Consider the following 7,347-nt stretch of genomic DNA (forward strand, 5'->3'; position numbering starts at 1 on the left):
ATCTCGACGGCGTCGTTCGCTGGCGTCTGTGCGATCTGGCGCAATGGCTGTGGGAGGAGTTTCGCGTTTCGGTGAGCGAGCAGACGCTCAGCCGCGAAGTCCGGGCCATGGGCTATCGCAAGCTCGCTGTTCGGCCCAAACATCACGCGCAAGACCCTCAAGCCATTGAGGGTTTTAAAAAAGCTTCCCTGCCGCAGTGGCAGAGATTGCCGCTGGAGCGGCCCGAGGAAAACGCATAGAGATTTGGTTTCAGGATGAGGCCCGTATCGGGCAAAAGAACAAGATCACCCGCCGATGGGCCAGGCGAGGAACACGGCCTTCAGCACCGCACGATCAGCGCACAAGGTCGGCCTACATCTTCGGCGCAATCTGCCCCAAGCTCGGCAAGGCGGCGGCGCTGGTCATGCCATGGTGCGACACCTACGCCATGACCCAGCATCTGGCCGAAATCGCCCGACACGTCGATGCCGACGCGCACGCTATCCTCATCATGGATCAGGCAGGCTGGCACATGTCCAACAATCTCGTCGTGCCCGAAAACATCACCATTCTGCCACTCCCGCCGAAATCGCCGGAGCTGAACCCGGTCGAAAACCTCTGGCATTTCATGCGCGACAACTGGTTATCAAACCGCGTGTTCAAATCATACGACGACATCGTCGATCATTGCTGCGATGCCTGGCGGCGGCTCGAAAGCCAGCCATGGCGCGTCATGTCGATCGGACGCAGAGAATGGGCCAATGGGTTTTGATCAGTGAGGGACCGTATAAAGCGCGATCCTATCATTCAAGCAGTAAAGAGCTCACTTGATTTAAGGAGGTTTTTTATGCGGCTTACATCAAAATTTTTGTCGGCTGCCTCAGCCGGTGTGGTTTCGCTGCTGATTGCAACGGCAAGCTTTGCCGCCGAGATCAAGCCCTTCGAAACAGCAGCCTTTGAGGCGGCCCAGAAGGGGGGGCGGCCGATCGTCGTCGATATCGCCGCAAGCTGGTGCCCCACCTGCAAGGCCCAGAAGCCGATCATCCAGTCTCTTGCGGCAGACCCCGCCTATAGCGAAATGATTGTGTTCGAGGTCGATTTCGATAGTCAAAAGGACGTGGTTCGCAGCCTGAATGCCCGTATGCAGTCGACACTGATCGCCTATGATGGCGGTACCGAGACCGGGCGTTCGGTCGGTGACACCAAGCCCGAATCGATTGGTGCGCTATTTGCTTCGGCGCTTGGTAACTGACCATGCTGACGACCGGCTTTCTGGCGCTTCTGGCGGGAGTGCTGTCCACGCTGTCTCCCTGCGTGCTGCCGCTTCTGCCGGTGGTGTTGGGCACGGCGATCTCGAAGCACCGCTTCGGACCGGCAGCGCTTGCCGGGGGGCTCGCGGTTTCCTTCCTGACAATCGGGCTCTTCGTCGCGCTGATCGGCTTCTCGATCGGGCTTGATACCTCCGTCTTTCGCACATTTGCCGGCTACATTATGATCGTGATCGGCGCGGTTTTGATGGTACCGGCCCTCCAGGTGAGCCTTGCCACGGCGGCAAGCCCATTCGGCAACTGGACGGAGCAGCGTTTCGGTGGGTTCAATAGCGATGGTCTCAAGGGGCAGTTCCTGATCGGCGTGCTCTTGGGTGCCGTGTGGAGCCCGTGTGTCGGCCCCACGCTCGGCGCGGCCTCGATGATGGCTGCGACTGGCGAGAACCTCGCTCAAGTGGTGACCACCATGGCCGCCTTCGGCATTGGGGCCGCTCTGCCACTGCTTCTACTCGGTATTCTCTCGCGCGATGTGCTGATGCGCTGGCGCAACCGCTTATTGCACGCCGGGAAAGGCGGAAAAGTCTTGTTGGGCGTGTTTTTCGTCGTAATCGGACTTCTGGTGGTGACGGGACTGGACAAGCAGGTAGAGGCAGTGCTTGTCGAAATCTCGCCCGCATGGCTGACCAGTCTTACCACACGTTTCTAACTCTCGAGGGTGACTCGGCTGGGGCCCTGTCGACCTACACTATTGAGTGAAGCGATCAGTCTGAGCTTAAGCCCCTTGGCTTGTCGATCCTTCGACCGGCCGACTGCTGGTCGGCGAGCGACAACTGCTCAACGGACGTTCTTCTTAGACGACAGACAGGCTTCGGATCTCGCAATCCAATGGGCTGAGTTTCACCGTGAAACATCCGCGATGCCATGCGAACGCCCCCGGTTTACCATCGCATCCCACTATTCGGTGTGAGACGCGGAACGTCTGAAGGACAAGGCTTATCCGGTGCTCATTGCTTAAGGGGCTTGAGTGATGGCCATTCTCCGAACGCGCGGACATAGGCCCGCGAGAATGCCGCAGCGCTACCAAAACCGACTTGCCGTGCCACCGCCTTGACCCGGGCCCCCTTGGACAGGCTCCGTCGCGCAATGGTCATGCGCCATCCTGTCAGATAGGCCTGCGGTGTCGCACCGACCACCTTGCGGAAGAGAGCCATGAAATGGCTTCGCGACATTCCCGCCACAGAGGCAAGATCTTCAGCGTTCCAAGCACGCGCGGGCGCGTCATGCATGGCAACCAAAACCCGATGTAGAGCGGGGTGAGACAGCCCAGCCAGCAGCCCTGGTCGGGCGGCCCCGCGATCGATGGCGGATCGCAACAGGAGCAGAACGATCACTTCGCAGAGCCGATTGAGCGCTGCGCTCCGCCCACATCGCGAATCCAGAGCCTCCGCCACGAACGCGGCTGTGGTATCGCGCAGGGCAGGTGCGTCGTTGGTCTCGACGGAGACCTGATCAGGCAGGGCGTTCATGAGCGGGTTATGCACCCCGCCGAAATCGACAGCTGCGGTGACCAGAATGGACGGGGCGGGGAGTGTTTCACCGCGCAGGCGAAGGACGATTTTTTCCGCAGGCCCACCCAGCGGCCCGATGACGAGCAGCCTGGCATGACTGTCGGCGGTGAGTGCCGGGTCCAATGACGCCGAAAGCTCGAATACATCGAAGAATGCCGAAAGCCGGTCGACCTTTTGAGTGGCCATCAGATTTTTGATCATGTTTTATGGATCCTTGATTGCCCTGTGTATGATATCTCAAAGCTTCGACGTCAACGCAACGGCTTTGTCATGTTCAGAAAGATGGAGTTGATTAATGCTAGTCCCTCGAATGTCGGCCCCGGATTTGGTGGTGAAGACTCTCGATCACGGAGAGTTCGCCCTCGCCGACGAAGCGCCCAGGCTTATGACGCTCGTCTGCTTCTACCGCGGTCTCCACTGCCCCATTTGTGCAGGCTATCTAAAGGAGCTTGAACGATTGACACCGTCCTTCTTGGAACGGGGCGTCAACACCATTGCAATAAGCTCTGATGGAGAGGAGCGCGCGCGACAAATGGCGGATAAGATAGGTGCCGAGCATCTTCGCATTGGCTACGGACTGTCTTTGGGCGCGGCGAAGCACTGGGGCCTGTACATTTCGGCGTCACGTGGAAAAACATCGATTGGAATCGAAGAGCCAAAATTGTTCTCCGAGCCAGGCGTGTTTTTGATCAAGCCAGACCAATCGGTCTATTGGCTCTCGGTGCAGTCCATGCCATTCGCGCGACCGAATTTCGGCGAGATGGTTCAAGCCTTGGATTTCGCCATCAAAAACGACTATCCGGCGCGCGGGGAATATATTGGCACTGTGTGAGTGCTCGAGCGTGCCATGCAGGCGGCCTCGACGATCTGGTTGCCGTAGCGCCTCGCCTTTTGTAACCACCATAGCCATCGGCATGCATCACACCGCTGAAGTTTGCGAGGTGATCAGCCGGATGCAGGCCTTTCCGGTCGGGGCTAGCCGCACTGTCCTTGTTGACGTCAACAAGGACAGTCAATGCCAAATCCGACGATTCCTACGAGGTGGCCCACCTCGGATGCGTACGGTAGTGAGCGAAAGAGATTGCTTTTATCGCTCACTTCACCGCGGCATTGTGGGCGATAATGCTTGAAGGTTAGGTGCGGCCGCCCTGCAGCCTGAAGCGATCGAGCGCTACGGCAACGACGATGACGAGGCCCTTGATGATGTATTGCCAGATATCGGCATGAAGCATGCCGCGCCTTTCGACTTCCTCAAGGGTGAGAGGATGCCGGAGGGGCCGAGATCGAAGGCATGATTGTTCGATAGCGAGAGACCGTGAATGCCCATCGCCTGGAGCGCGTCGAGAACGACGGGCTGGCTGCAGCCGAAGACGGCGCCCTTGAACGGCCATCCTCCATGACTGCCAAGGATCGTGCTCTCGAAATTCGTGAAGGCAAAATCGGCCTGACCAAGCAGCTCCCGCACACGGACGAACCCGGGTGTTTCGACGCCGCGAATGTGATGCTTGATCAGAGATTGCCCGGTGACGGCGATAGTGAAGGTATTCGCCATGACAGATCTTTCCCGTGCAGCGCCTGAGCGCCGCCTGTATGTGGACGAGGTGGAGAAACGTTTTGGGGAGGCGTCGCCTCGCAGGTTCAGCGCGTCACTGCCGTCCGTGCGTGAACCGTCGTCGGCGAGCCTCGATCAGGCTGCGCGTGTACGGGTTTTGCGGGAGTCCAAAAATGAACTGTGACGGGTCGGCATCTTCCACCCTTCCGTCCTGAAAGATGTCGATCAGGCTGCAGAGCTCCTGCACCAAGGCCAGGTCATGTGAGATGAAGCGCATCGAGATGCCCTGCTCGGTGACGATCTCTTTCAGAAGCATGACGATCTCGGCCTGGACAGAGACATCGAGTGCGGAGGTGGGTTCGTCCGCGATGATGATCTGCGGGCCGGCAAGAAGGGCGCGGGCGATGCAGACGCGTTGCTTCTGCCCGCTGGACAGCTGATGAGGGTAGCGGGTGAGGAGGGTTCGTGCCAGCCGGAGACAGTCGATCATCGAAAGCACGTCCTGTTTGCGGCCGGGCGATTGCCGACTGGCGAACCGCACACTTTCTGCCAAGGTATCGCCGATCGACAGGCGCGGGTTCAGCAACAGGGCGGGGTCCTGAATGGTCATCTGGACCTTTCCGAGCAGCCCGCTCCGACGCCCGGGGCGAGAAATATCAAACTGCCTGCCATCGATACCGAGCTTGCCAGCGCTAGCGGTTTCCAACCCGGGGATGATACGGCCGATCGTGCTCTTGCCGCTGCCACTTTCACCGGCGATACCGGTGATCGCGCCGCGCACCAGTTCGACCGAAACTGGCCAGTGGGCTCGTGTTCGTACGTTAGCGGTTGGGCTCAGCCAAGGGTGTCAAGTTTCTCACTCTCGAAGACGAAACCGGCAGCGTCAATGCGGTGGTTTGGCCGACGTTGTTCGAGCGTCGGTGCCGCATTGTTCTCTCCGCGTCGATGATGGCGATCAATGGCATGATTCAGCAGAAAAGGGACGTCGTACATCTGGTCGTATAATGGCTGTTTGGCCGCTCCGATGATCTCGGCGGTTGTGAGAACGGGACGGGCGATTTCCCTTGCCCTATGGTTGGCGTGACGAATTTGCCCACGAGGACGTCGCGGAGCGGCCGAAAGCGGCGGCGGGTGGTATCTTTGTGCCCCGACCTCCTAATCAACCGGATGAAGGTGAAGGCCGGAATTCTCATTAGCCGATGTAGTTTGTAGAGGCGGCGAAACTCATCTTTGGCTGGGGTACGCCTCCAGCCTAATGGTTGTGCCAGCCAAGATCGGTGTAGGTGAAATCGTCGCCCTTGTAGGCAATTCGAGCTCGATAAGCCCGTGCGCAGGCGTAGGTGAAACAGTCGCCCATGTTCAACTTGGCAGGATGGTTCAGGATCTTACCGAACTGCTGCGCGGCATCGAGGGCCATGGTGCCCACGTCATCGGAAATCATTGCTTCCTTGCAGTCCAGGTCGGCTATGAACTGCTCGACAAGGCGACGTGCGTTTCCCATCATTTCGGAGGTAGCCGGTTTGTCTCGTCCAGAAGCCTCAGAAAGCCGACGCGCAAGTGACACGGTCGCCTCCATGCGCACGACGGCCGAGACGTAGTAGGGGCCGCCGTCGTGCTCAAGCCGATCGATCAAGGCAGCGGCATCTTCTTCCTCGGAGAGAATCGCCACGACAACGGAGGCATCAATAAAGAGCATCAGTCTTCGCCCCACATCTCATCGGTTTCCCGTTTGTGATCCCCGGGTGCAAAGGGTCCAGCTTCGCGGGCCATGGCAAGGGACTTTGCAAGCCGGTCACGGAGCGGCAAAGCGGCACGGCGTCTTGCAATCTCGTGTTTCAGAGCATCTTTGACCGCATCGACCTTGCTGGATTTGGTGATGCTGATAAGCTCTTGCGTGAGCCGGTCGACCTCGGGGTCTTTGATATAGAGCGGCATGGAGCATATCCTTTTGAGGATATTATAATATCCTATTTTCATATCCTCAATAGCCCCGTGCGTAACGCGCCATTTTCCGAACCGTGCCGATGGCGGGGGAGTCGGGAATGGGAAAGGGGAGCGGCGACGGAAGAGGGAGAGAGGGGCGGAGGGGCGGCGGCGTGTTGAGAGGCTGGAGAGAGGCTCCGGTCGCTCGCCATGGAGCCGCACCAAGCGTCACAATCCGAATGTGGATGCCGTGCGTCAACGAATTGCACCCAAAGACGTAGCCGGCGATATCGATTGCCCGCGCTTTCCAGTCGATCTCCATCCTTCATTCGATTTCAGCACGTCTTGAGCAAGGCGCAACCGCCGCCATCGGCGTTTCGGGCGGCAAGGACAGCCAGTGCGTCGATCACGGAAATCCATGCGCCGACCGCCATCACGCGGCAGCAGATGGCGATCTGGCTGAACAGGTCCATGCGAGACGCCAGCAGCGACGTGGGCGCTGGCGGCAGACGGTGAGGGCGGCGGGCCGGCAAAAGAGGGAGAGGTGGGAAGGGGCGTTCGTGGCGGATTGAGGTGGCTGGAGAGAGGCTCCGGCCGGTCCGCCGCGGAGAATTGACATGGCACAGGCCATTCAGAAAATCGCGCTCAACGTCGGGCGCGATATCCCCTTCAACAAGCTCGTCCTCAGCCAGCAGAACGTGCGCAAGACCAAGGCCGGCGTCTCTATCGAGGAACTTGCCGACGACATCGCTCGCCGCGGGCTGCTGACCAGCATCAACGTGCGCGCGGAACGCGACGCCGAGGGCAAGGAGACCGGCATCTATCGCATTCCTGCCGGCGGCCGTCGTTACCGTGCGCTGAAGCTGCTGGTCGATCGGAAGCAACTGACGAAGACCACGGGCGTTCCCTGCATCATTAGCGAAGGCGCAACGCTCGAAGCCGAGGATTCGCTCGCCGAAAACGTCAAGCGCACCGAACTTTTAGGTTCTGCGTCGCAACTGTCCTGTTGAGTTCGTATGACCGTCATGGTTGTGGGCCATATTCGCGGGGCATATCG

At 59.3% G+C, this 7,347-nt stretch carries 8 protein-coding genes and 5 pseudogenes; 6 read left to right on the forward strand and 7 right to left on the reverse strand.

What is annotated here, in order from left to right; translation table 11 throughout:
* The 3 genes and pseudogenes from AKG11_RS32495 to AKG11_RS32505 all read left to right on the forward strand — a co-directional run.
* A pseudogene (locus AKG11_RS32495) lies at window positions 1-751 on the forward strand (IS630 family transposase); the annotation flags it as partial.
* 75 nt (window positions 752-826) lie between these two features.
* Complete coding sequence (locus AKG11_RS32500) at window positions 827-1,231, forward strand: thioredoxin family protein (RefSeq protein WP_050746996.1); 405 nt, start codon at window positions 827-829, stop codon at window positions 1,229-1,231.
* A 2-nt stretch (window positions 1,232-1,233) separates the two neighbouring features.
* Window positions 1,234-1,953, forward strand: coding sequence for a cytochrome c biogenesis CcdA family protein (locus tag AKG11_RS32505; RefSeq protein ID WP_024271618.1), 720 nt, complete (start codon window positions 1,234-1,236; stop codon window positions 1,951-1,953).
* Between the two features lie 298 nt (window positions 1,954-2,251).
* On the opposite strand, the gene AKG11_RS32510 is transcribed toward AKG11_RS32505, so the two are convergent.
* Window positions 2,252-3,016: a helix-turn-helix transcriptional regulator gene (locus AKG11_RS32510; RefSeq protein WP_050746997.1), complete on the reverse strand. Its 765-nt coding sequence runs from the start codon at window positions 3,014-3,016 to the stop codon at window positions 2,252-2,254.
* Window positions 3,017-3,110: 94 nt separating this feature from the next.
* On the opposite strand from AKG11_RS32510, the gene AKG11_RS32515 reads away from it, so the two are divergent.
* Window positions 3,111-3,647, forward strand: a complete 537-nt coding sequence (locus AKG11_RS32515) for a peroxiredoxin-like family protein (RefSeq protein WP_050746998.1) — start codon at window positions 3,111-3,113, stop codon at window positions 3,645-3,647.
* Between the two features lie 11 nt (window positions 3,648-3,658).
* On the opposite strand, the pseudogene AKG11_RS34965 reads toward AKG11_RS32515, so the two are convergent.
* From AKG11_RS34965 to AKG11_RS32525, 3 pseudogenes are all read right to left on the reverse strand, one after another.
* A pseudogene (locus tag AKG11_RS34965) lies at window positions 3,659-3,792 on the reverse strand (transposase); the annotation flags it as partial.
* Window positions 3,793-4,029: 237 nt separating this feature from the next.
* Window positions 4,030-4,367, reverse strand: a pseudogene (locus tag AKG11_RS34155) (CapA family protein); the annotation flags it as partial.
* Window positions 4,368-4,461: 94 nt separating this feature from the next.
* Window positions 4,462-5,163: pseudogene (locus AKG11_RS32525) on the reverse strand (ABC transporter ATP-binding protein); the annotation flags it as partial.
* A gap of 95 nt (window positions 5,164-5,258) precedes the next feature.
* Between AKG11_RS32525 and AKG11_RS35940 the strand changes: the two are divergent.
* A complete protein-coding gene (locus tag AKG11_RS35940; protein ID WP_371260176.1) occupies window positions 5,259-5,372 on the forward strand; it encodes a hypothetical protein in 114 nt (37 codons plus the stop codon).
* Window positions 5,373-5,619: 247 nt separating this feature from the next.
* Here AKG11_RS35940 and AKG11_RS32530 read toward each other — a convergent pair whose 3' ends face one another.
* From AKG11_RS32530 to AKG11_RS34970, 3 genes are all read right to left on the reverse strand, one after another.
* Window positions 5,620-6,063 carry a type II toxin-antitoxin system VapC family toxin gene (locus AKG11_RS32530; RefSeq protein WP_050747001.1) on the reverse strand — a complete coding sequence of 148 codons (444 nt, stop codon included), beginning with the start codon at window positions 6,061-6,063 and terminating at the stop codon, window positions 5,620-5,622.
* On the reverse strand, window positions 6,063-6,302 hold the full coding sequence (locus AKG11_RS32535) for a type II toxin-antitoxin system VapB family antitoxin (protein ID WP_024271599.1): 240 nt from the start codon (window positions 6,300-6,302) through the stop codon (window positions 6,063-6,065). Before AKG11_RS32535 ends, AKG11_RS32530 begins: the two co-directional genes overlap by 1 nt.
* 323 nt (window positions 6,303-6,625) lie before the next feature.
* Window positions 6,626-6,763, reverse strand: coding sequence for a hypothetical protein (locus tag AKG11_RS34970; RefSeq protein ID WP_156334215.1), 138 nt, complete (start codon window positions 6,761-6,763; stop codon window positions 6,626-6,628).
* A gap of 144 nt (window positions 6,764-6,907) precedes the next feature.
* On the opposite strand from AKG11_RS34970, the pseudogene AKG11_RS32540 reads away from it, so the two are divergent.
* Window positions 6,908-7,270 (forward strand): annotated as a pseudogene (locus AKG11_RS32540) (ParB/Srx family N-terminal domain-containing protein); the annotation flags it as partial.
* Between the last annotated feature and the right edge of the window lie 77 nt (window positions 7,271-7,347).

It is taken from the genome of Shinella sp. SUS2 (genome assembly GCF_001262505.1).
Classification (GTDB): Bacteria; Pseudomonadota; Alphaproteobacteria; order Rhizobiales; family Rhizobiaceae; genus Shinella.

Coding starts and splice junctions, on each gene's coding strand:
- AKG11_RS32500 (WP_050746996.1), top strand. CDS start 827: ATGCGGCTTACATCAAAATTTTTGTCGGCTGCCTCAGCCGGTGTGGTT.
- AKG11_RS32505 (WP_024271618.1), top strand. CDS start 1,234: ATGCTGACGACCGGCTTTCTGGCGCTTCTGGCGGGAGTGCTGTCCACG.
- AKG11_RS32510 (WP_050746997.1), bottom strand. CDS start 3,016: ATGATCAAAAATCTGATGGCCACTCAAAAGGTCGACCGGCTTTCGGCA.
- AKG11_RS32515 (WP_050746998.1), top strand. CDS start 3,111: ATGCTAGTCCCTCGAATGTCGGCCCCGGATTTGGTGGTGAAGACTCTC.
- AKG11_RS32530 (WP_050747001.1), bottom strand. CDS start 6,063: ATGCTCTTTATTGATGCCTCCGTTGTCGTGGCGATTCTCTCCGAGGAA.
- AKG11_RS32535 (WP_024271599.1), bottom strand. CDS start 6,302: ATGCCGCTCTATATCAAAGACCCCGAGGTCGACCGGCTCACGCAAGAG.
- AKG11_RS34970 (WP_156334215.1), bottom strand. CDS start 6,763: ATGGACCTGTTCAGCCAGATCGCCATCTGCTGCCGCGTGATGGCGGTC.